Source organism: Phenylobacterium sp. (assembly GCF_041691455.1).
In the GTDB taxonomy this organism is placed as follows: domain Bacteria; phylum Pseudomonadota; class Alphaproteobacteria; order Caulobacterales; family Caulobacteraceae; genus Phenylobacterium.
In genome coordinates this window covers 410054-430297 of sequence record NZ_JBEPUO010000002.1, presented here as the reverse complement: position 1 = coordinate 430297, position 20244 = coordinate 410054, and the positions used below count along the sequence as shown (strand labels likewise).

Below are 20244 nucleotides of genomic sequence, written 5' to 3'. Positions count from 1 at the left end.
CACTGGCCAAGCGATACCCGGCTCCCTAAATCCAAGCTTGAAGGCCGCCTGGAGATTTCCGGGAGATTTGCCGCAAAAAGCCGTGCATGCGGCGCTCGCGCCGGCCGCGTTCCCAGCGTTTCCCGAAAAGACCCCTGCCCTCGATGATCTTCAGATTCGCCCCCTTCGAGATCGACACCGGCCAGGTCGAGCTGCGGCGCGACGGCGCGCGGGTGGCGGTCGAGCCGCAGGTGTTCGCCCTCCTGCGGCTGCTGGTCGAGAACCGCGAGCGCCTGGTCACCAAGGACGAGATCATCGAGACGGTCTGGGGTGGCCGGATCGTATCGGAGTCCGCGCTCTCCAGCCGCATCAAGTTCGCCCGCCAGGCGCTGGACGACGACGGCGCGGCCCAGCGCTGGATCCGCACCGTCCACGGCCAGGGCTTCCGCTTCGTGGGCGAGGCGACCGAGGAGGGCGCGCCGCCCCCCGTGCGGTCCAGCGCCCCGGACCGCCTGGCCGAGGTGATGGCCCGGCCGATGGTCGCCGTCTTCCCCTTCGAGCAGGAGAACCCGGACCCGCGCGACACCTATTTCGTCGACGGCCTGGCCGAGGACCTGATGGCCGAGCTCGCCTCGTGGCGCTGGTTCCCGATCCTGTCGCGCAACGCCGCCTTCGACCCGGCGCGCCGGGCCCTGCCGATCGCCGAGCGGGCCGCGGCGGTCGGCGCCCGCTACGCCATCGGCGGGCGCATCCACCGGGCAGGCGGCCAGGCGCGGCTCAGCATCGAGCTGCTCGACGCCGCCGGCGGGGAACAGCTCTGGTCGGCCCGGTTCGAGAGCGACCTCGAGGGCCTGGCGGGGATGCAGGCGGAGATCGCCCGGCAGGTGTTCCAGCGCATCGCCCCCGAGCTCGACTCCGCGGAGCGCCGCCGCATCCTGCGCAAGGCCCCCGCCGACCTCACCGCCTGGGACCTGACCATGAAGGCGCTGTGGGTGCTCAACCGGCCGTCACAGGACGACTTCGCCGGCGCCCTGGAACAGCTCGAGCACGCCACGGAGCTCGATCCCGCCTCGCCGCTCTCCTGGGCGCTGATCTCGCTGATCCGCTACGAGGCGGCGCTCAAGGGCTGGGTCGGCGGCAACCTGGGCGGCGTGGAGCACCACTTCCAGAACATGCTCTTCGCGGCGCGCAAGGCGATCGAGATCGATCCCAACGGCTGGATGGGCCACTCGCTGGCCGGCGCCGGCGAACTCTGGGGCGAGGCGTCGCACGCCCGGGCCCGCTACCACGCCGACCAGGCGATCGACCTCAATCCCAGCGCCGGCCTGGCGCACCATTTCTCCGGCTGCATCTACGGCTTCGGCGGCGACCCGGAGGCGGCCTTCGCCACCCAGAGCCAGGCCTTCCGGGTCGACCCCAACTATCTGCACGCCGACGTCATCGAGGCCGACCTGGGCCTCTGGCGCTACCTGATGGACGACTGCGAGGGGGCCCGGCTCCACCTGGACCGCGCGCTCGCCGAGAACCCGAAGAACCTGCGCGCCCGCCAGCGGCTGGTCGCGGTCCTCGGCCGCACGGGCGACAGCGCCGGCGCCCGCGAGGCGCTGGACCGGCTGGAGGCGCTCGGCGGGCCGCTGACCGGGGGCTACGTGAAAGCCTCCTACCCCTTCCAGCAGCGCGAGCATCTGGAGCTCTTCACCGAAGGTCTCAGGCGGGGCGGCGTCAGGCTGGACTAGCCGCCCAGCTCCTTCGAGCGGCGCAGCGCCTTGGCGACCGCCTCGCGCAACAGCGGCGGCAGGCCGTGTTCGCCCAGCAGCACGTTCAGCGCCGCCTCCGTGGTGCCGCCGGGCGAGGTCACCTGGCGGCGCAGGTCCTGCGGCTCGGCCCCGCTCTGCGCCAGCAGGGCCGCGGCCCCGGCGATGGTCGCGCGCGCCAGGCGGTTGGCGTCCCTCGGCGGCAGGCCGGCCGCGGCGCCGGCCGCCTCCAGGGCCTCGACGAAGGCGTAGAGATAGGCCGGGCCGGAGCCGGAGACCGCGGTCGCGGCGTGCATCTGGTTCTCGTCGGCGAGGTCGACCACGATGCCCAGCGGCTCGAAGAGCGCGCGGCCCCGCGCGCGGATGTCCGGATCGTCGGCGTAGAGGCTGGCGGCGCCGAGGCCGATCGCCGCCGCCGTGGTCGGCATGACGCGCGCCACCGGCCGGCCGAACGCGCGGGCGATGGCCTGCGAGCCGACGCCCGCGGCGATCGAGACAATCACGGCGTCCGGGCCGAGCGAGGGCGCGTACTGGGCGGCCGCCTCCCGCCAGAGCTGCGGCTTGACCGCGAGCAGCACGGTGTGGGCGGCGGCGAGCTCGGCGGCGGGCGGATTCAGCCGGGCCCCGGCGCGCTCGGCAGCCAGCGCGGCCTCAGAGGGTTGCGGGTCGACGATCATCAGCTCGGCCGGCGGATACGCCTCGGTCCGCGCCCAGCCCTCAAGGATGGCCCCGCCCATGCGCCCGGCGCCCAGCATCAGGATCGGCGTGATCATTGCCCCGACCCTAGCGGCCGGAGCGCCCAACGCAATCGTCGAGGCGCCGTCTCAGGCTTCGCCGATGGTCTCGAACATGCAGGCCGCGATGGCTTCGGCCGGCGACTTGGAGCCCTGCACCAGGAAATCGAAGGCCGGGTAGAAGCGGTCGGCGCCTTCGACGGCCACGTCGATCATGGCCGCTGCCTGGGCCAGGCTCGGCTGCTCGCCGGTCATCAGCGCCATGCCGTGCCGGAAGATCACCTCGCCGTCTTCCCACAGCTCGAAGTGGCCGAGCCAGACGCGCGGGTTCACCTTGGCGATGAGGTCCTGAGCGGCGGCGCGCTGTTCGGCGGGGACCGTCAGGTCCATCGAGAGGCAGAGCTGCAGGCAGTCGCCCTCCGGCCGCCAGGCGAACCAAAGTTCGTAGTCCTTCCAGTCGCCGGCCAGCGAAAACGCCAGGTCGCCGTCCTCGGTGCGGTCGAAGGGAAGGTTTTCAGCCGCGAGCACATGCTCCACGACATCGAGCGGATCGGCGCCAAGCTGGACGCTGTCGTCAGACGGGCTGGTGTCCATGAGACCCATGATCCTTTCGCAGCGGGCGGGAGACAGATGGCCGCCCCCGAATCGCCTGCGATACTGAAACTAATCTGCTTCGCGGCCGTGTCGTCATCCGGTTCTTACCGCCGACGACCCACATTCGCGTGTGTAGGAGCGTTTTCAGGCGCTGCCGCCTGACTTCGGTTTGGGCTTCGGCCCCTTGGCGGCTTTCAGCGCCTCGACCTCGGCCCGCAGTTGCGCGACCTCGGCCTTCAGCGCGTCGTAGTCGTCGCGCCGGATCAGATCGAGCTCGGCGGCCATCCGGTCGGCTTGCGCCCGGAAGGCGGCCTTGGCTTCTTCGCCCGCGGCCTGCGCCAGCCCCATCGCCGCCGTGGAGAGCTTGGCCATTTCGTCGAGGAAGGGATTTTGTGTCTGCATTCGCCACTCTGCGCGGCGGGCAAGAGGCCTGCCGACATCTCCTTATATGGACCTAAAGGGGTGAAAGCGAAGGGCTTCTCCTTTAAAGCGTTTCCAGCCTGGACCGTGGAGCCGCTGACCTCGTGACTTTCCCGAACATCGATCCGGTGCTGTTCCACATCGGCCCCTTCGCCCTGCGCTGGTACGCGCTCGCCTATGTGGCGACCATCCTGCTGGGCTGGCGCTATGTGATCGCCAACGTGCGCAACGCCAGGCTCTGGACGCACCGCCCGCCCCCGGCCAACCCCGAGCAGATCGACGACCTGATCCTGTGGCTGACCATGGGGGTGATCGTCGGCGGCCGGCTGGGCCACGTGATCTTCTACACGCCCTCGCTGATCTGGACCGACCCGGTCGAGATCCTGAAGACCTGGCACGGCGGTATGAGCTTCCATGGCGGCGCCCTGGGCGTTTTCGTCGCCGGCCTGCTGTTCGCCCGCGCCAAGAAGATCGATGCGCTCAGGCTCGGCGACCTGATCGTCGTGGCCGAGCCGATCGGCGGCTTCCTGGTGCGGATCGCCAACTTCATCAACGGCGAGCTCTGGGGCCGGCCGACCACAGTCCCCTGGGGCATGGTGTTTCCCGACGCCGGCCCCCTGCCCCGCCATCCGAGCCAGCTCTATGAGGCGGCGCTGGAAGGCGTCGCGATGTTCCTGCTGCTGTTCTGGGCGGCGCACGGCAAGAAATGGCTCAACCGCCGCGGCGTGGTGATGGGCCTCTTCCTGACCGGCTACGGCCTGATCCGGATCGGCCTGGAGAACGTGCGCGAGCCCGACAGCTACATGCCGCATTTCCCGCTCGGCCTGACCATGGGGATGATGCTGTCCGCGCCCATGGTGCTGATCGGCGTCTGGCTGATCTGGCGCGGCCTGAAGGAGCCCCTGCCGCCTGCCCTCGCGTCGGCGGAGCCCGCCCCCGCCCCGGCTGTCACCCCCAAACCCCCGCCCAAGAGCGCTGATGAGCCTGCGTGAGCGGCTGGCGGCGCAGATCGCCGCCGGCGGACCGATCAGCGTCGCCCAGTACATGACCGCCTGCCTGCACGACCCGGACTTCGGCTACTACGCCACCCGCCCGGCGCTGGGCGAAGGCGGCGACTTCATCACCGCGCCGATGATCAGCCAGATATTCGGCGAGCTGATCGGCGTCTGGGCGGCCTCGGCCTGGGAGCTGATGGGACGGCCCGAGACGGTCCGCCTGGTCGAGATGGGCCCCGGCGACGGCACGCTGATGAGCGACATCCTACGCACCGTGCGCCATGCCGATGGCTTCCTGGAGGCCGCCGAGGTCTGGCTGGTGGAGACCTCCGGCCCGCTGATGGCCCTGCAGCGCGAGCGCCTGCCTGAAGACGTGAACTGGGCGCAGAGCCTGGCCGAGGTCACGAACGGCGCGCCGATCCTGCTGGTCGCCAACGAGCTCCTCGACTGCCTGCCGGCCCGCCAGTTCGTGCGCACCGCGATCGGCTGGGCCGAGCAGGTCGTGGGGCTGGACGCCGACGGCGAGCTCGCCTTCGGCCTCGCCTCGACGCCGGCGGCGGGCCTCTTGCCGGAGGCCGCGGTCGGCCAGGTCTATGAGCAGTCCGCGGCGCAGGGCGCGCTGGGCGCGGCGCTCGGCGCCCGGGTCGCCGCCGATGGCGGCGCGGCGCTGCTGATCGACTACGGCCGCGCCGAGCCCGGCTTCGGCGACACCCTGCAGGCGCTGCGGCGCCACGAGAAGGTCGACCCTTTGATGACGCCGGGCGAGGCGGACCTGACCATCCACGCCGACTTCCCCGCCGTGATGGCCGCGGCGCGCGCCCAGGGCGCTACCGCCGCCATCCTCACCCAGACCGCCTTCCTGGCCCGGATGGGGATCGGCGCGCGGGCCGAGGCCCTGGTCCGCGCCGCGCCGCGCCGCTCGGGCGTCATCGGCCGCCAGCTCACCCGCCTGATCGCCGCCGACGAAATGGGCGACCTCTTCAAGGTTTGCGCGATACATTCGCCGGACTGGACACCGCCCGCGTTCGAGGACGATGCATGAGTTGGCCCCCGGTCCTGACCTCTCGGCTGCTGGAGGCTGAGGGCATACGCCACGCCTTCTTCACCCGCGCGGGCGGCGTCTCCAGCCGCATCTACGGGACCCTGAACGTCGGCCTGGGCTCCGACGACGATCCCCGGGCGGTGCGCGAGAACCGCCGCCGCTGCGCCGCCCACTTCGACGCCGAGACGATCGTCACCGTCTACCAGGTCCATTCCGCAACCGCCCTGGCCGTGGACGGTCCCTGGCCCGGCGAGCCGCCCCGCGCCGACGGGGTGGTGACCGCGACGCCGGGCGTGGTCTGCGGCGCGCTCGCCGCCGACTGCGCCCCGATCCTGCTGGCCGACGCGCAAGGCCGGGTGGTCGCCGCCGCCCACGCCGGCTGGAAGGGCGCGCTCGGCGGCATCGTCGAGGCGACCGTCGAGCAGATGGTGGCCCAGGGCGCCCGGCGCGGCCGGCTGCACGCCGCCATCGGCCCCTGCATCGGGCCCAGGTCATATGAGGTCGGCCTGGAATTCCTCGAGCGCTTCGTCGAGGCCAACCCCGCCTACGAGGGCTTCTTCGGCCCCGGGGCCTCGGCCGAAAAGCGCATGTTCGACCTGCCGGCCTTCGTGCTCGGCCGGCTGGCCGCCGCCGGCGTCGGACTCTGCGAATGGGTCGGCCGCGACACCTGCGCCGAGCCCGACCAGTTCTTCTCCAACCGCCGCGCCCTGCTGCGCGGCCAGCCCGACTTCGGCCGGCTGATGTCGGCGATTGCGCTCACCTGAGCCGCCCGGGGGATAGACTCGCGGCCTCCCGCTGCTACAAGCCCCGCCCATAGCGCACTTGTCTCGCGGAGCTCCGATGAAGCTGCTGGCCGGCAACTCGAATCGTACGCTGGCCGAGGCGGTGGCCTCGCACCTCGATCTGCCCCTGACCAAGGCGCAGGTGAAGCGCTTCGCCGACAACGAGGTCTGGGTGACCATCGACGAGAACGTCCGCGGCGAGGACGTCTTCGTGATCCAGTCGACCAGCTACCCGGCCAACGACAACCTGATGGAACTGCTGATCTGCATCGACGCGCTGAAACGCGCCTCGGCCAAGCGGATCACCGCGGTGATGCCCTATTTCGGCTACGCCCGGCAGGACCGGAAGACCGGCGGCCGCACGCCGATCTCGGCCAAGCTGGTGGCCAACCTGATCACCCGGGCCGGCGCCGACCGGGTGCTGACCATGGATCTGCACTCCGGCCAGATCCAGGGCTTCTTCGACATCCCCACCGATAACCTGCTGTCCGCCCCGATCCTGGCCGCCGACATCAAGTCGCATCATTCCAAGACCAGCGAGCTGATGATCGTCTCGCCCGACGTGGGCGGCGTGGTCCGCGCGCTGGCGGTCGCGACCCGGCTCAACGCCGAGCTCTCCATCGTCGACAAGCGCCGCTCGGGCCCCGGCAAGAGCGAGGTGGCCAACATCATCGGCGACGTCTCCGGGCGCCGCTGCATCCTGTTCGACGACATGATCGACGGCGGCGGCACGCTCACCAACGCCGCCCAGGCCCTGGTCGACAACGGCGCGGCCGAGGTCTCGGCCTACGTCACCCACGGGGTGCTGTCGGGCGCGGCGGTCGAGCGGGTGAACTCCTCGATCCTCAGGGAGCTGGTGATGACCGACTCCATCTCCCCGCCCGACCGGGCCACGGACGGCGGCAAGATCCGCTATGTGAGCTGCGACCGGCTGATCGGCGAAGCCATCCGCCGCATCGCCAACGAAGAGTCGGTGTCGAAACTCTTCGACTGAGGCCGGGGCGCTTTCGGTCCGGCCACGCTTGATCAGAAGGTGTTTACCGTGCGAGGCCACAATCTCGTCGGGGGATGAATCTAGAGAGACGCCACACGTGCGTGGGGAAAGCCTTCCGATGACTTCCGCAATCTCCGTCCGCCGTCCGCATGGGCGGACCGCCGCCAGCGTCGCGGCGCTGGTCCTTACCGCCGTGCTGGCGGGCTGCGCCGCCCCGGCCCCGCCGGCCCCGCCGCCGCCGCCCGCGCCGGTCGCGGTGATCCCGCCGATCAGCCTGTCGCCGCGGGTGGTCGAACAGGCCGCCGCCTATCGCGCCTATGTCGCCCACGCCGGCGCGATCTCGCCCAATTTCGCCGCCGCCGGCGAAGTCGCCCAGGCCGTGAAGACGGGAGCCGGCTATGAGCCCGGCCAACTGCTGCGCGGCGCGATCGCCTATGGCGCGGTGGTGGCCCTGCAGGATCCGGCCTTCGTGGCCGGCGTCCGCAAGTTCGCCGGCGACCCCGACCAACGCCGCTCAGTGGCCTACGACATCATGAAAGACCCCGCCTACGCGGTGGGCTTCGCGGGCTCCGCCAGCGCCGCGGGCCTGGTGATCAACGCGCTCGGCGCCGACGGCCAGAAGCTGCTCGCCACCGGCCGCTCGGTGAAACAGGCCGCCTATGACGTGCAGCATCAGGCCTGGTCCAAGGGCGAGGTGACCGGCCGCGGCGACCGCCTGGCGCTCGCCAAGGAGCTGTCGGCCACCGCGACGCCGGGCGAGGTCGCCGAGACCGCGCGCCTGCAGCTGGCGGTGACCGGCTCGACCCAGATGGGGTTCACCGGCGACGCCGCGAGCCCGCCCTACACCCCGCTGGTGATCCGCAGCCTGGCGGTCGCGGCCCTCGCGGCCCTCGGCTACGCCGACGACGCCAGCCTCGCCCAGGTCATGCCGATCCTGACCGAGACCAACGCCGCGACCTGCCTCAACATGTCCAAGCTCAATCTCTATCAGTGCCTGGCGGTGGCCAAGCCGCATTACGAGGACGTCTTCTGCCTGGGCCAGCACGTCCTGATGGACACCGGCCATTGCCTGATGAAGGGCGTGGGCGTCACCGACCCCATCGACGTCAAGCTGGCCGAGGCCGCGGCGCTCACGCCGCCCGCTCCGGAGAAGAAGACGAAATCCCGCGCGAAGAAGCGCTGAGCTTTTAAACCTCCGCCCGTTGCGCGGGCGGAGGGTTTTGTGTATCTACGCGCACCTTTCGGCGGCAGCGCCGTAACTTTTCGTCGCCGCGCACGCTTCGCGCGGCGGTTTCGTTTTGAGGCAAGGCCATGGCCGAGATCGTTTTGAACGTTGAAGTGCGCGAGCGGACCGGCACAGGCGGCGCGCGCGTCGCCCGCCGCGAAGGCCTGGTTCCCGGCATCCTCTACGGCGGCGACAAGGACCCGGTGTCCATCGCGGTCAAGGCCAACGAGTTCCGCAAGGCGCTCTACACCGGCAAGCTCCTGGGCCACCTGGTGACCCTGAAGTACGGCTCCGAAAAGCAGCAGGTCATCGCCAAGGCGGTCGACATGCATCCGGTCACCGACGTGCCGATGCACTTCGACCTCTACCGGGTCTCAGCCCACCAGCAGATCAAGATCAACGTGCCGGTGCACTTCACGAACCATGACGAGGCCCCCGGCATCAAGCGCGGCGGCACGCTCAACGTGGTGTTCCACGACGTGCAGGTTTCCTGCGCCGCCGACCACATCCCCGAAGAGCTGCTGGTCGACCTGACCGGGCTCGACATCGGCGCCTCGATCCGTGTCTCCGACCTGAAGCTGCCGGCCAATGTCGAGGCCGCGGTGCCCGGCGACACGGTGGTCGCCACGATCAGCGGCGCCTCGACCCAGGCTGACGAGGACGAAGCCGCCGACGCCGCGGCCAGCGAGGAGGCCGCCGCCGAATCCACGGCCGAAGCCGCGGCCACCGACGCGGCCGCCGAAGAGGGTGGCGAGGAGTAGTCCTCGCGTCCCCCGTCTGCTCTTTAGGGGGTTGGCTCGGGGGGCCGGATGCTGCTGATCGCCGGCCTGGGCAATCCGGGCGCGACCTACGCGAAGAACCGCCACAACATCGGCTTCATGGCCGTTGACGAGATCGCGCGCCGCTGGGACTTCGGGCCCCAGAGGTCGAAGTTCCAGGGTTTCGTCTGCGAAGGGTCGATCCCGACGCCGGGCGGGCCGGTCAAGGCCCTGATCCTGAAGCCCCAGACCTTCTACAACGAGGCCGGCCGCGCGGTCCGCGAGGCGCTGAACTTCTACAAGATCGACCCCGCTGACCTGGTGGTCTTCTATGACGAGATCGACCTGGCCCCCGGCCGCTTCCGGATGAAGGCCGGCGGCGGGGCGGCGGGCAACAACGGCGTGCGCTCGATCACCGCCCAGGTCGGCCCCTACTTCCGCCGCGCGCGCCTGGGAACCGGACATCCGGGCGACAAGACCCTGGTCCACGGCCACGTCCTGTCCGACTTCCACAAGGCCGACCTGAAGTGGGTCGAACCCCTGATCCAGGCCTGCGCGGACGCCGCCCCCCTGCTGGCGGCCGGTGAGGACGAGAAATACCAGACCGAGGTCATGCGGCTGGCCCCCGCCGAGAAGGCCGATCCGCGCAAGCTGGCGCGCGGCGAAGGCCAATAGGGCGGAGCGGCGACGTGATCATTCCGGGCTTCCTCCTTTCCCTGATCATGGCGGTGCTGCTCTGCTGGCACGCCGTGAAGACCGGCCGCGACAGCATGTGGCTGTGGATCATCCTGATGCTCCAGCCGCTCGGCGGCCTGGTCTATATCGCGCTCAATATCGTGCCCGACCTGTTCGGCGGCACGACGGCGCGGCGGATCGGCCACGCGGCGCGCGAGACGCTCGATCCGCACCGCGAATACCGCGAGGCCAAGGCCGCCTGCGACGACACCCCCACGGTCCGCAACCAGTCGCGGCTGGCGACCGCGGCCATGCACATGCAACGCTACGAGGAGGCCGAGGCGCTCTACCGGGCGGCTGCGCAGGGCGTCCATGCCGACGATCCCGCGCTGCTTCTGGGCCTGGCGAACGCGCTGCTCGAACTCCACCGGCCGGCCGACGCCCTGCAGGTTCTGGAGCGCCTGGGCAACGACCAGGCGCATGGCCGGACGGCGGCCGCGGCGCTGGCGCTCGGCCGGGCCTATGAGGACCTGGGCCGCATCGACGAGGCCGACACCGCTCTGCAATGGGCCTCGCAGCGCCTGCCAGGCTTCGAGGGCCTCGCCCGCTACGCCGCCTTCATGGCCCGCAACGGCCGCCGCGACGAAGCCCGCGAGGCGGTCCAGGAGATGGACAAGCGCCTCGCCAAGCTGAAGCCCCAGTTCCGCAAGGAAGGCCGCGCCTGGCGCGACCTCGCCGCCCAGGCGCTCGGCGGCGCCTAGGACCCGCCGACGTCCGCCTGGGGCCGCTGCATCGTCGCGTAGAACCGCTTGGCGATCTCGCGCCAATCCCTGTTGTGCATGCGGCGGTTGGCGGTCACTGAAGCCGGGTCGCACACCAGCCCATAGCCCCAGGCGTTATCGGGCGTCGCCGCCATCGGCTTGGGGCCGGGCGGGAACGTGCTGGACGCCGCGTAGGCGAACTCGTCGCCCATGAAGGTGACCGAGACCGGATGGAACGTCCCGGCGGCGCAGTCGTACTCCATGATCCAGTCGGTGAAGTGAACCGCCTTGTCGCCCATGACCATGGCGTCGCGGAACACCTGATAGACGTGGGTCTGGATCGCGCCGTCCGGTTGCCTAGTGATCGCGGAAGACGACAGGAACCAGGCTTGGCGCTCGTCGCGCGCAAGCCCGATGAAATTCTCGTCTGACGCTGTTGGCGGAACCGTTTGCGCGGCCGTCCCGAGCGCCAGCAGGCCGACGGGCACGGCGACGGCAAGCGCCTGAAGGATGGCCCCCAGCTTCCGGAAGGACATCAGGCTCCCGGCCAGTTCGCCGCGGCCAGGGCGCGGATCTCCGGCGCGTCGGCCTTCAGGATGAAGCCGGCCTTCACGGCCTGGGCGAGCGAGGCGTCGAACTTCGCCAGATAGTCGGCCTTGCCGCCCGGATAGAGCTTGGCCAGGGTCGCGGCGTCAAAGGGCTCGGTCGTGCCCACCAGGAAGCCGAACGGCCCGCCGGTGTTGCCGAAGCCGGAGAGCCTGGCGGTCGGCGCGTCGACCCAGGGCGTGCGGATGCCGCCCTTGGAATTGCCCTGGGCGTCGGGGACCAGCTTCGGCGCCTCGCCGGCCTTGGCCGCGGCCTCGGTCTCCAGGCGCGCCGCCTTGGGCGGGGCCCTGCCCGTCCGCACCCAGCTCTCCAGCGCCGACATCGCGGCCATGGCCACATAGTGGTGCTGCGGCGCGGCGTTGATCGGCTTGGCCATCTTCGCTCCGAACAGGGCGTCGGTTGGCTTCCAGAGCGGGGCGATCTTGTCCATCGGCGCGCTGCCGCTGTCGAAGCCGCCGACGAAGAACATGTAGTTGTCCACGTGGGCGGTCCCCGGCATTTCCCAGATCCGCAGCTTGGCGTTGTCCGGTTGCCGGGCGGTCCAGAAGCCGCTGAGGCCTGAGCCGATCAGGTCGGTCTCGGAGATCAGGGTCATCACCGGCACGCGCAGGTCGGCGCGCATCTTCACGCCGCTCGGCCCCCGGCCGTTCGGTCCGCCGCGCATGGCGGCGGCCTCCGGCGGCGGCGCCCCGCCGAACCGGGAGTGGATGTAGAAGCCGTCATAGACCCGGGCCAGCGGGTCGATGGCGTCCACATAGGTCGTCATGAACACCGCCGACTGCGACTCGCCGGTGGCCAGCACGTGCCTGGCCTTGAGCGGTCCCAGCACCTTGCCGCTCTTCACCGCCTGGCCGGCCTGGGAGAAGATGTCGAAGGAAAAGGTGTCGCCCGGATGGGAAAGCGTGCCGTACCGAGCCGGATTGGCCTTCTTCAGCGGCATGCCCGCCCCGCCCAGGCTCTGGCCGCCCTCGACGCCCACCTTCTGGGCCGAGACGCCCACATAGGCGTAGCCGCTGCGCAGCATCTCGCGGTGGCTGTAGGTCCAGTCGGGGCCCGCATCGAGGCCGCCGGTGACGTTCAGCCACTCCACCGCCACCGTGCCGTTGAACGCCTTGGCGTCCTTTGGCCGCACCACCACGATCCGGGTGGCGTAGGGCGCGGTCCCCGCCGCCTGCGCCGTCCAGGCGCCGTCCGGCGTCGGCTCGCCGGTCAGCTTGAACGAGGTCGCGGTCCCCGAGACGATGTACTCCTCGACCACATAGCCGAGCGCGCCCAGGTCGAAGGTCCCAAGCCCCAGGAAGGGAGAGCCGGGCGCGGCGATCAACGCCGTCGCGGGCTGGGCGACGGCCGCCTGCGCCGGTGCGGACAGCCCCAGGCTCGCCCCTGCGAGCATGACGGCGAACAGAGCCGCCCAGACGCGCTTGCCCCGAACCATGGTGTCCCCCCGGATCTTTATCGTTACGCCCAGCCTAGACCGGCGCCGTGGCGTTGAACATCGGGCCTTAAGGCGCGACGCCGCACGCCAGCCGCGCGCCCCCGCCGCCCAGCGGCGCCGGCTGGTCGGAATAGTTGTCGCCGCCGGCGTGCAGCATCAGCGCATGGCCATGCAGCTCGGCCACCGTCTTGATGCGCGGCGCGGCGAGCGTCCCCTTCGCGGAGCCGTCCGCGCCGACCGTCACCTTCGGCAGGTCGCCCAGGTGGCCCTCACCGGTCGGGCCCATGTGCATGGCGGTCTTGGCGGGGTCCATGTGCGCGCCCGCCCCGCCGGCCGGCGTCACCTTGCCGTCGGCGGCCGTGGCCGGATCGCAGGAGGGGTTCTGGTGGACGTGGAAGCCGTGCTCGCCCGGCGGCAGGCCGTGCAGGTCGAGCTTGATGGAGACCCCGGCCTTGGTGTCGCTCAAGGTCACCGTGCCGACGTCGGCGCCCTTGCCCGCGGCCGTGGCGAGCGCCATCGGCACGCTGATCTTCTCCGCCAGAGCGGGCGCGGCGGACACAAGCACGAACGCGGCGGCGAGATTAAGGGAACGGCGCATGGCGGCCTCCTGATGGGGCGAAAGCGAAGCCGCAGCCGACCACACCCGGGGCCTGCGCGCTAGGCCCGATCCGCGCACTGTGCTAGGTCGCCCGACCGTCCGCCTTCTCGAAATCCGAAAGACCCCATGGCCCTGAAAGTCGCCATCGTCGGCCTGCCCAACGTCGGCAAATCGACCCTGTTCAACGCGCTGACCCAGACCGCCGCGGCCCAGGCCGCGAACTATCCGTTCTGCACCATCGAGCCGAACACCGGCGACGTGGCGGTGCCGGAACCGCGCCTGGATGTGCTGGCCGCCATCATCCCGTCCAAGGAGATCATCCCCTCCCGGATCAACTTCGTGGACATCGCGGGCCTGGTGCGCGGCGCCTCCAAGGGCGAGGGCCTGGGCAACCAGTTCCTGGCCAACATCCGCGACTGCGACGCGGTGGCCTTCGTCGCCCGCTGCTTCATCGACGACGACATCACCCACGTCGAGGGCAAGGTCGACCCGCTCGCCGACCTGGAGACCATCGAGATCGAGCTGATGCTGGCCGACCTGGAGAGCCTGGAGAAGCGGGTCACGAACCTCGAGAAGCGCGCCAAGACCGGCGACAAGGAAAGCGTCCAGACCCTGCGTCTCGTGCAGCTCGCCCTGGCCGAGCTCAACGCCGGCCGTCCGGCCCGCAAGGCCAGCGTCTCCGCCGAAGACGACAAAGCCTGGCGGATGCTGCAGCTGCTGACCTCCAAGCCCGCGCTTTACGTCGCCAATGTGGATGAGGCCTCCGCCGCCGAGGGCAACGACATGTCCCGCCTGGTGGCCGAGCGCGCCAAGCGCGACGGGGCCGACAGCGTGGTGATCTCCGCCCAGATCGAGAGCGAGATCGCCATGCTCGACGCCGCCGAGCGCGGCGAATATCTGGAGACGCTCGGCCTCAACGAGCCCGGCCTCAACAAGCTGATCCGCGAGGCCTACCACCTGCTCGGCCTGCAGACCTATTTTACGGTCGGTCCCAAGGAGACGCGCGCCTGGACGATCCACAAGGGCGACACCGCCCCGCAGGCCGCCGGGGTCATCCACACCGACTTCGAGAAGGGCTTCATCCGCGCCGAGACCATCGCCTATGACGACTACGTCCGCCTCAAGGGCGAGGCCGGCGCGCGCGACGCCGGCAAGCTGCGCCAGGAGGGCAAGGAATATGTCGTCAAGGACGGCGACGTGATGAACTTCCGCTTCAACGTCTAAGAGGACAGCGACCCATGGCCGAGACGATCAAGATCGCGGGCGAGGACGGCTTCGAGTTCGCCGCCTACCGCGAAGCCGCCGCCTCACCGCGCAAGGGCGGGGTGATCGTCATCCAGGAGATCTTCGGCATCGACGAGCACGTCCGCGCCGACGTCGAGCGCTGGGCCAAGATGGGCTACGAGGCGATCGCGCCCTCGCTCTACGACCGCCGCGAGCCGGGCTTCACCGCCTACCACGATCCGGAGGGCCTGAAGGCCGGCATCGCCCACGCCATGGCCACGCCGCTCGACCAGGCGCTGGCCGACATCGCCGCCTGCCGCGACCTGCTGAAGGCCAACGGCGATAAGGTCTGCGTGGTCGGCTACTGCTACGGCGGCTCGCTGGCCTGGCTGGCCGCCGGCCGCGTCGAGGGGCTATCGGCCGCTTCCAGCTATTACGGCAGCCTGGTGAAGGCCAACGCCTCGCTGACCCCCGCCTGCCCGGTGATCGTCCACCTGGGCCGCGCCGACCATGGCATCCCCGCCGACGAGGTCGCTGCCGCCGTCGCCGAGTACAATCCGGGGGTGCCGGTCTACATCTACGAAGGCGCCGGCCACGGGTTCAACAACGAGAGCCCCGAGCGCTACAACGCCGAGGCCTCGGACCTCGCCCGCCGCCGGACCCTCGAACTCTTCGACAAGGCCTGACGACGGTGGGCGAGACCGTCCGTCTGAGCAGCGCCCGGGACGGCTTCCAGTTCGACGCCTATCGCGCCGGTGTCAGCGACGCACGGCGCGGTGGGCTCGTCATCCTGCACGCCATCTGGGGGGTGACGCCGCACCTCAGGGCCCTGGCCGACGACTACGCCGAGGCCGGCTACGAGGTCCTGGTCCCCAGCCTCTTCGCCCGCTTCCAGCCCGGCTTCGCCGATCGCGACACCGACCCGGCGCTGATGGCCCGCCAGATGGGCTTCGGCGAGCAGACCCGCTGGGGCGCCGAGGTGCTCGACCTGGTGCAGGGCGCGATCGACGCCCTGGCCCCGCCGGTCTTCGCCCTGGGCTTCTGCTTCGGCGGCACGACCGCCTGGCTGGCGGCGGCGCGATGCAGGGGTCTTTCCGCCGCGGCCGCGTTCTACGGCGGCCAGATCGTCGACTACATCGCCGAGATCCCGCAGGCGCCGGCCATCCTGCACATCGGCAAGACCGACGAGCTGATCCCGCCCACCGACGTCGAGGCGATCCGCGCCGCCCACCCCGACCTGCCGGTCTTCATGTACGAGGCCGGCCACGCCTTCGTAGCGCCCAACGGCTATCACGAGGACTCCGCCCGCCTCTCCAAGCTCCGCACCCTCGCCCACTTCTCGCGCAACAGCGGCCTGCGCGGCGAGAGCTAGCCGCCCTTCACCTCGATCGTCTCGCGGACGTCCGGCAGGTTTTCCAGGAACCGCACCAGGATCGCCTGGGCGGCCAGGATGCCGATCCCGGCGGCGTAGACGGCGAAGACGTTCGGCCCCGGCTGCCCGGCCTGGGCCGAACGCCCCACCTGCCACCAGATGAAGAGGCCCGCGCCCAGTTGCAGGGCGACGCCCATGACCACGGAGCTGGCGGTCTGGCCGAAGCCCGCTTTGAAGCTCATCCAGACATACTTCGCGAGCCAGCGCTTCAGCGGGGGGACCAGCAGCGGAATGCCCAGCGAAAATCCGAGATAGGCCGCCGGCCACAGCAGGGTCCACTGCAGCGCCAGGGCTCGTCCGCCCGGCAGGCGGCCGACCGCGTCGATGGCGGCGGCGGCGTAGATCAGCCCGGCGGCGATCACCGTCAGGTCCTGCATCCGCTTGAAGTTCCGCCAGGCGGGGGTGAAGGCCATGGCGGCGATTGTAGGAGAGCTTTGGGCGGACGTAAGGCGCCGTCGCCGGGAGCCCCGGGCTTGGCTATGCTCTGCCCGTGATCCGACCGTGACTCGCACAGGCCTCGCCCTTTCCGCCCTCCTTTCGCTCGCCGCGACACCGGCCATGGCGGGCGAGGCGGCCTGCTGGTTCGAGAACGGGGTGGTGGTCGTGGGCGCCGAGGTGATGGGCGTGCCGGGCGACTACATCCTGGACACCGCCTCCCCGCACACCCTGCTGGCCGAGAGCCAGGCCCAGGCGGCGGGCTTCGCCGACACCGCCCTCACCGGCGAGGTGCGGCTGGCGGGCGTCGCGGTCGAGGGCCGGGCCATCGCGGTGGCCGACCTCGACATGCGCACCGGCGCGCTTCCGACCCCCATCGCCGGCGTGATCGGCGCCGACGTGCTCAGGGCCTATGTGCTGGATGTGAGCTTCGCCCCCTGCCGCGTCGCCCTGCGGCCCGCCGGCCAGGCGCCGCGCTTCCGGACCGAGGCGACCCTTCCCGTCACCTGGGTGGCCGATCGGCCGGTGGTGACGGCCACGGCGTCGGACGGCCCGCACACGCTCTCAGGCGCCTTCACCCCCGGCACCGGCGCCGACACCGCCATACGCCTGAGCGACGGCGTCGCCAGCGCACCTGGGGCGGCCAAGCCCAAGGAGCTCTATCCCTATGGCGTGCTGCGCCCGCGCCTGCGGGCGCTGTCCTTCGCCGGCGGCCTTTCGGAGAACCTGCCGGCGGGCCTGATGAAGGCTGAGGACCCGGAGCTGGCCGGCCAGATCGGCGCGCCCCTGCTGTCGCGCTTCCGCCTGCGCTTCGACTTCCCGGCCGGCAAGCTGCTGCTCGGCGCGCCCTAGCATTGTTCACCTAGAAAGCGCCCAGCCTCCCCTCCCCCGCGAAGCGAGAGGGAGAGGGAGAGGGAGAGGGCAGGGAGCGGGCGGCCCTAGTGGGCGACGTTCTTCCAGATCTTCTTGTAGCTGGCGAAGAGCAGGCCCGAGAAGATCAAGAGGTAGATCATCGCGCCCAAGCCGAAGGCCTTGCGCTCCTCCATCTTGGGCTCGGCCGCCCAGGCCAGGAAGGCCGCCACGTCCAGCGCCTCTTCCTTCACCGTCGAGGGCTTGCCGTCGTCGAAGGTCACCTTGCCGTCGGCCAGCGGCGGCGGCATGGCGATGAAGCCGCCCTCCGGGATCTTGTCCTTCGGCCCGGTCCAGAACGCGGCCATGTCGCCGGGCATGTAGGGGTCGTAGTACTTGCCGGCCGGCACCGTCATCCCGTGCGGCGGGGCCACGAAACCGGTCAGGATCGAATAGATGTAGGCCGGGCCGCCCTCGCGGGCCTTGGCCATCACCGACAGGTCGGGCGGCAGGGCGCCGCCGTTGGAGGCCCGCGCGGCGTATTCGTTGGCGAACGGAGCCGGGAACTTGTCGGCCGGCATGGCGGGACGCGAGATCACGTCGCCGGTGTCGGTGTCGATGTCCTTGACCTGGATGTCGTGGGCCAGGGACTTCACATAGGGGTTGTTGTTCGGGTTCTGGTATTTCGGGTCGTAGAACGGCCCACCCTTCTGCCCGAGGTTGCGGAAGTACATCAGGTTCATCGAGTGGCAGGCCGAGCAGACCTCCCGATAGACCTTGTAGCCCCGCTGGACCTGTTCCTTGTCGAACTTGCCGAACGGCCCTTCGAAGGACCAGTGGACGTCGGCGGGCTCTTTCTCGGTGGTGGCGGCCAAGGCCGGACCGGCCAACAGAGCAAGCCCGAGCGCCGCGAACGCGAAACCTTTGCGCAGCATCAGGCTCAACCCCTTTTTTCAGGCGACGCCACGGCGCCGGCGGGCGCGGAGGCGGGATGCGACAGGACGGGCGAGGAGATCGACTCCGGCACCGGCAACGGCGTCTCGGTGAGCCCCAGGACCGGGGTGATCACATAGAAGTAGGCGAAGTAGTAGAGCGCCCCGAGGCGCGAGGCCCAGACGTAGCTGTTGAGGTCGGCGTCCAGGAGTTGCGGGCCCGAGACGCCCGGGATCACCAGGTCGTCCGGCGCGTGCGCCCCGCAGACCCCCAGCACGAGGCAGGCCAGGATGAAGATGAAATAATAGAGCCGGGCGGTCGGGCGGTAGCGCATGGAGCGCACCTTCGACGTGTCGAGCCAGGGCAGGATGAACAAGGTCCCGATGGCGCCGAACATCATCAGGACGCCGGCGAGCTTGTTCGGGACGGCCCGGAGGATCGCGTAGAACGGCAGGAGGTACCATTCGGGCACGATGTGCTGCGGGGTCTGCAGGGGGTTCGCCGGCACATAGTTGACCGCATCGCCCAGCGCGTCCGGCATGTAGAAGACGAACGCCGCATAGACCAGCAGGAAGACCGAAATCGCGAAGCCGTCCTTCACCGTGTAGTACGGGTGGAAGGGCACGGTGTCGGCCTTGGAGGTCACGTTCACGCCGGTCGGGTTGTTGTTCCCCGGCACGTGCAGGGCCCAGATGTGCAGGGCCACGACGCCGGCGATCATGAACGGCAGGAGGTAGTGCAGCGAGAAGAACCGGTTGAGCGTCGGATTGTCGACCGCGAACCCGCCCCAGAGCCAGGTGGTGATGGAGGGCCCGATCACCGGGATGGCGCCGATCAGGTTGGTGATCACCACCGCGCCGTGGAAGCTCATCTGCCCCCAGGGCAGCACGTAGCCGAAGAAGGCGGTGCCGACCATCAGGAGGTAGATCACGCACCCGAGGATCCACAGCACCTCGCGCGGCGCCTTGTAGGAGCCGTAGTAGAGGTTGCGGAACATGTGGATGTAGACGGCCAGGAAGAACATCGAGGCGCCGTTGGCGTGCAGGTTGCGCACCAGCCAGCCGTAGTTGACGTCGCGCATGATGCGCTGGACCGAATTGAAGGCGTAATCCACATGCGGCACGTAGTGCATCGCCAGGATGATGCCGGTGACGATCTGCACCCCCAGCATCAGCGAAAGAATGCCGCCGAAGGTCCACCAGTAGTTGAGGTTCTTCGGCGTCGGGAAGGTCAGGATGGTGTCGTTGGCGAACCGGATGATCGGCAGCCGCATGTCGAGCCAGCGTTCGAAACCGCTCTTGGGCTCGTAGGTCGAGTGTCCGCTCATCTGATCAGCCCACCTTGATCTTGGAGTCGGAGAGGAAGCTGTAGTCGGGAACCGCCAGGTTCAGCGGCGCGGGACCCTTACGGATGCGTCCTGAGGTGTCGTAGACCGAGCCGTGGCAGGGGCAGAGCCAGCCGCCGTAGTCGCCGCCCTGGAAGGTCGGCACGCAGCCCAGGTGGGTGCAGACGCCGATCAGCACCAGGTACTGGGCCTTGCCGGGCTTGTGGCGGCTCTCGTCGGTGGCCGGATCGCGCAGGTCGGCGTGGTCGTCCTTGATCGCCGCCTGGATTTCCTTGGCCGTGCGGTAGCGGACGAACAGCGGCTTGCCGCGCCATTTCACCACCACCTGCTGGCCCTCGACCACCTTGGACAGGTCGAACTCGATGGAGGCCAGGGCGAGCGTGTCGCCCGCCGGATTCATCTGGTCGATGAACGGCCAGGCCAGACCGCCCACCAGGCCCGCCGCGGCGACGCCGGCGGCGATATGGATGAAGTCGCGACGATTCGGATCGTCGTCGGAAACATGCGGATCGGGACTTGCGCCCGCGACGGTGTCGGCCACCTAAAACTACCCTTCGTTTCGAGGCCCCCGAACGTGTTGGGGAGCCTCAGTCTTGGACCCTACCAGACGCTCTGGTAAGGCCTAAAAAGTCACGGCGGGCTCGCGCGGAACGCACTCACCGGAACCGCCCGCG

The 20244-nt window shown here is 70.1% G+C and carries 23 protein-coding genes; 13 read left to right on the top strand and 10 right to left on the bottom strand.

Going from position 1 to position 20244, the window contains the following annotated elements:
- Positions 1 to 143 precede the first annotated feature (143 nt).
- Positions 144 to 1715: a winged helix-turn-helix domain-containing protein gene (locus tag ACESMY_RS05820; protein WP_372783134.1), complete on the top strand. Its 1572-nt coding sequence runs from the start codon at positions 144 to 146 to the stop codon at positions 1713 to 1715.
- On the opposite strand, the gene proC is transcribed toward ACESMY_RS05820, so the two are convergent.
- The 3 genes from proC to ACESMY_RS05805 form a co-directional block, all read right to left on the bottom strand.
- A complete protein-coding gene (gene proC, locus ACESMY_RS05815) occupies positions 1712 to 2503 on the bottom strand; it encodes a pyrroline-5-carboxylate reductase (RefSeq protein ID WP_372783399.1) in 792 nt (263 codons plus the stop codon). The two genes, ACESMY_RS05820 and proC, sit on opposite strands and share 4 nt — an antisense overlap.
- A 54-nt stretch (positions 2504 to 2557) precedes the next feature.
- Positions 2558 to 3061 (bottom strand): YbjN domain-containing protein, encoded by a 504-nt coding sequence (locus ACESMY_RS05810; RefSeq protein WP_372783132.1) that lies wholly within the window; start codon positions 3059 to 3061, stop codon positions 2558 to 2560.
- A gap of 144 nt (positions 3062 to 3205) precedes the next feature.
- Positions 3206 to 3463: an accessory factor UbiK family protein gene (locus ACESMY_RS05805; RefSeq protein ID WP_372783130.1), complete on the bottom strand. Its 258-nt coding sequence runs from the start codon at positions 3461 to 3463 to the stop codon at positions 3206 to 3208.
- A gap of 122 nt (positions 3464 to 3585) precedes the next feature.
- Here ACESMY_RS05805 and lgt point away from each other — a divergent pair, with 122 nt between their 5' ends.
- The 8 genes from lgt (at position 3586) to ACESMY_RS05765 (ending at position 10713) form a co-directional block, all read left to right on the top strand.
- Positions 3586 to 4473, top strand: a complete 888-nt coding sequence (gene lgt / locus ACESMY_RS05800) for a prolipoprotein diacylglyceryl transferase (RefSeq protein WP_372783128.1) — start codon at positions 3586 to 3588, stop codon at positions 4471 to 4473.
- Positions 4460 to 5518 carry a class I SAM-dependent methyltransferase gene (locus ACESMY_RS05795; protein ID WP_372783126.1) on the top strand — a complete coding sequence of 353 codons (1059 nt, stop codon included), beginning with the start codon at positions 4460 to 4462 and terminating at the stop codon, positions 5516 to 5518. The genes lgt and ACESMY_RS05795 overlap by 14 nt, the downstream gene beginning before the upstream one ends.
- On the top strand, positions 5515 to 6282 hold the full coding sequence (gene pgeF / locus ACESMY_RS05790) for a peptidoglycan editing factor PgeF (protein ID WP_372783124.1): 768 nt from the start codon (positions 5515 to 5517) through the stop codon (positions 6280 to 6282). The genes ACESMY_RS05795 and pgeF overlap by 4 nt, the downstream gene beginning before the upstream one ends.
- 76 nt (positions 6283 to 6358) lie before the next feature.
- Entirely contained in the window at positions 6359 to 7294 is a 936-nt protein-coding gene (locus ACESMY_RS05785; RefSeq protein ID WP_372783122.1) for a ribose-phosphate pyrophosphokinase, read from the top strand.
- 118 nt (positions 7295 to 7412) lie between these two features.
- On the top strand, positions 7413 to 8477 hold the full coding sequence (locus tag ACESMY_RS05780) for a hypothetical protein (protein WP_372783120.1): 1065 nt from the start codon (positions 7413 to 7415) through the stop codon (positions 8475 to 8477).
- Positions 8478 to 8605: 128 nt separating this feature from the next.
- The gene (locus ACESMY_RS05775; RefSeq protein ID WP_372783119.1) at positions 8606 to 9280 is read left to right on the top strand and encodes a 50S ribosomal protein L25/general stress protein Ctc; all 675 of its coding nucleotides are present in this window, start codon (positions 8606 to 8608) and stop codon (positions 9278 to 9280) included.
- Between the two features lie 48 nt (positions 9281 to 9328).
- Positions 9329 to 9952 (top strand): aminoacyl-tRNA hydrolase, encoded by a 624-nt coding sequence (gene pth, locus ACESMY_RS05770; protein ID WP_372783117.1) that lies wholly within the window; start codon positions 9329 to 9331, stop codon positions 9950 to 9952.
- Between the two features lie 14 nt (positions 9953 to 9966).
- Positions 9967 to 10713, top strand: coding sequence for a tetratricopeptide repeat protein (locus ACESMY_RS05765; protein ID WP_372783115.1), 747 nt, complete (start codon positions 9967 to 9969; stop codon positions 10711 to 10713).
- Here ACESMY_RS05765 and ACESMY_RS05760 read toward each other — a convergent pair.
- The 3 genes from ACESMY_RS05760 to sodC all read right to left on the bottom strand — a co-directional run bounded on the left by ACESMY_RS05760 (position 10710) and on the right by sodC (position 13352).
- On the bottom strand, positions 10710 to 11249 hold the full coding sequence (locus tag ACESMY_RS05760) for a hypothetical protein (protein ID WP_372783113.1): 540 nt from the start codon (positions 11247 to 11249) through the stop codon (positions 10710 to 10712). The two genes, ACESMY_RS05765 and ACESMY_RS05760, sit on opposite strands and share 4 nt — an antisense overlap.
- Positions 11249 to 12754 (bottom strand): alpha/beta hydrolase domain-containing protein, encoded by a 1506-nt coding sequence (locus tag ACESMY_RS05755; protein WP_372783111.1) that lies wholly within the window; start codon positions 12752 to 12754, stop codon positions 11249 to 11251. Before ACESMY_RS05755 ends, ACESMY_RS05760 begins: the two co-directional genes overlap by 1 nt.
- Positions 12755 to 12821: 67 nt before the next feature.
- The gene (sodC, locus tag ACESMY_RS05750; RefSeq protein ID WP_372783109.1) at positions 12822 to 13352 is read right to left on the bottom strand and encodes a superoxide dismutase [Cu-Zn] SodC; all 531 of its coding nucleotides are present in this window, start codon (positions 13350 to 13352) and stop codon (positions 12822 to 12824) included.
- A gap of 126 nt (positions 13353 to 13478) precedes the next feature.
- On the opposite strand from sodC, the gene ychF reads away from it, so the two are divergent.
- The 3 genes from ychF to ACESMY_RS05735 are packed head-to-tail and all read left to right on the top strand — an operon-like array spanning position 13479 to position 15948.
- Positions 13479 to 14576, top strand: a complete 1098-nt coding sequence (gene ychF / locus ACESMY_RS05745) for a redox-regulated ATPase YchF (protein ID WP_372783107.1) — start codon at positions 13479 to 13481, stop codon at positions 14574 to 14576.
- A gap of 14 nt (positions 14577 to 14590) precedes the next feature.
- Positions 14591 to 15262, top strand: a complete 672-nt coding sequence (locus ACESMY_RS05740) for a dienelactone hydrolase family protein (protein ID WP_372783105.1) — start codon at positions 14591 to 14593, stop codon at positions 15260 to 15262.
- A 5-nt stretch (positions 15263 to 15267) separates the two neighbouring features.
- On the top strand, positions 15268 to 15948 hold the full coding sequence (locus tag ACESMY_RS05735; protein ID WP_372783103.1) for a dienelactone hydrolase family protein: 681 nt from the start codon (positions 15268 to 15270) through the stop codon (positions 15946 to 15948).
- Here ACESMY_RS05735 and ACESMY_RS05730 read toward each other — a convergent pair.
- Positions 15945 to 16421: a hypothetical protein gene (locus ACESMY_RS05730; protein WP_372783101.1), complete on the bottom strand. Its 477-nt coding sequence runs from the start codon at positions 16419 to 16421 to the stop codon at positions 15945 to 15947. The two genes, ACESMY_RS05735 and ACESMY_RS05730, sit on opposite strands and share 4 nt — an antisense overlap.
- 88 nt (positions 16422 to 16509) lie before the next feature.
- Here ACESMY_RS05730 and ACESMY_RS05725 point away from each other — a divergent pair, with 88 nt between their 5' ends.
- Entirely contained in the window at positions 16510 to 17295 is a 786-nt protein-coding gene (locus tag ACESMY_RS05725) for a hypothetical protein (RefSeq protein WP_372783099.1), read from the top strand.
- 86 nt (positions 17296 to 17381) lie between these two features.
- On the opposite strand, the gene ACESMY_RS05720 is transcribed toward ACESMY_RS05725, so the two are convergent.
- The 3 genes from ACESMY_RS05720 to petA are packed head-to-tail and all read right to left on the bottom strand — an operon-like array spanning position 17382 to position 20111.
- The gene (locus ACESMY_RS05720; protein ID WP_372783097.1) at positions 17382 to 18227 is read right to left on the bottom strand and encodes a cytochrome c1; all 846 of its coding nucleotides are present in this window, start codon (positions 18225 to 18227) and stop codon (positions 17382 to 17384) included.
- A gap of 5 nt (positions 18228 to 18232) precedes the next feature.
- The gene (locus ACESMY_RS05715) at positions 18233 to 19552 is read right to left on the bottom strand and encodes a cytochrome bc complex cytochrome b subunit (protein WP_372783095.1); all 1320 of its coding nucleotides are present in this window, start codon (positions 19550 to 19552) and stop codon (positions 18233 to 18235) included.
- A 4-nt stretch (positions 19553 to 19556) separates the two neighbouring features.
- Positions 19557 to 20111 carry a ubiquinol-cytochrome c reductase iron-sulfur subunit gene (gene petA, locus ACESMY_RS05710; protein WP_372783093.1) on the bottom strand — a complete coding sequence of 185 codons (555 nt, stop codon included), beginning with the start codon at positions 20109 to 20111 and terminating at the stop codon, positions 19557 to 19559.
- Positions 20112 to 20244 lie beyond the last annotated feature (133 nt).

Bases quoted from the DNA above. Each gene is read 5' to 3' on its own strand.
- ACESMY_RS05715 (WP_372783095.1), bottom strand. From the start codon at position 19,552: ATGAGCGGACACTCGACCTACGAGCCCAAGAGCGGTTTCGAACGCTGG.
- ACESMY_RS05720 (WP_372783097.1), bottom strand. From the start codon at position 18,227: ATGCTGCGCAAAGGTTTCGCGTTCGCGGCGCTCGGGCTTGCTCTGTTG.
- ACESMY_RS05780 (WP_372783120.1), top strand. From the start codon at position 7,413: ATGACTTCCGCAATCTCCGTCCGCCGTCCGCATGGGCGGACCGCCGCC.
- ychF (WP_372783107.1), top strand. From the start codon at position 13,479: ATGGCCCTGAAAGTCGCCATCGTCGGCCTGCCCAACGTCGGCAAATCG.
- sodC (WP_372783109.1), bottom strand. From the start codon at position 13,352: ATGCGCCGTTCCCTTAATCTCGCCGCCGCGTTCGTGCTTGTGTCCGCC.
- ACESMY_RS05785 (WP_372783122.1), top strand. From the start codon at position 6,359: ATGAAGCTGCTGGCCGGCAACTCGAATCGTACGCTGGCCGAGGCGGTG.
- ACESMY_RS05755 (WP_372783111.1), bottom strand. From the start codon at position 12,754: ATGGTTCGGGGCAAGCGCGTCTGGGCGGCTCTGTTCGCCGTCATGCTC.
- pgeF (WP_372783124.1), top strand. From the start codon at position 5,515: ATGAGTTGGCCCCCGGTCCTGACCTCTCGGCTGCTGGAGGCTGAGGGC.
- ACESMY_RS05805 (WP_372783130.1), bottom strand. From the start codon at position 3,463: ATGCAGACACAAAATCCCTTCCTCGACGAAATGGCCAAGCTCTCCACG.
- ACESMY_RS05760 (WP_372783113.1), bottom strand. From the start codon at position 11,249: ATGTCCTTCCGGAAGCTGGGGGCCATCCTTCAGGCGCTTGCCGTCGCC.
- ACESMY_RS05795 (WP_372783126.1), top strand. From the start codon at position 4,460: ATGAGCCTGCGTGAGCGGCTGGCGGCGCAGATCGCCGCCGGCGGACCG.
- ACESMY_RS05810 (WP_372783132.1), bottom strand. From the start codon at position 3,061: ATGGACACCAGCCCGTCTGACGACAGCGTCCAGCTTGGCGCCGATCCG.
- ACESMY_RS05740 (WP_372783105.1), top strand. From the start codon at position 14,591: ATGGCCGAGACGATCAAGATCGCGGGCGAGGACGGCTTCGAGTTCGCC.
- ACESMY_RS05820 (WP_372783134.1), top strand. From the start codon at position 144: ATGATCTTCAGATTCGCCCCCTTCGAGATCGACACCGGCCAGGTCGAG.
- pth (WP_372783117.1), top strand. From the start codon at position 9,329: ATGCTGCTGATCGCCGGCCTGGGCAATCCGGGCGCGACCTACGCGAAG.
- ACESMY_RS05730 (WP_372783101.1), bottom strand. From the start codon at position 16,421: ATGGCCTTCACCCCCGCCTGGCGGAACTTCAAGCGGATGCAGGACCTG.
- ACESMY_RS05775 (WP_372783119.1), top strand. From the start codon at position 8,606: ATGGCCGAGATCGTTTTGAACGTTGAAGTGCGCGAGCGGACCGGCACA.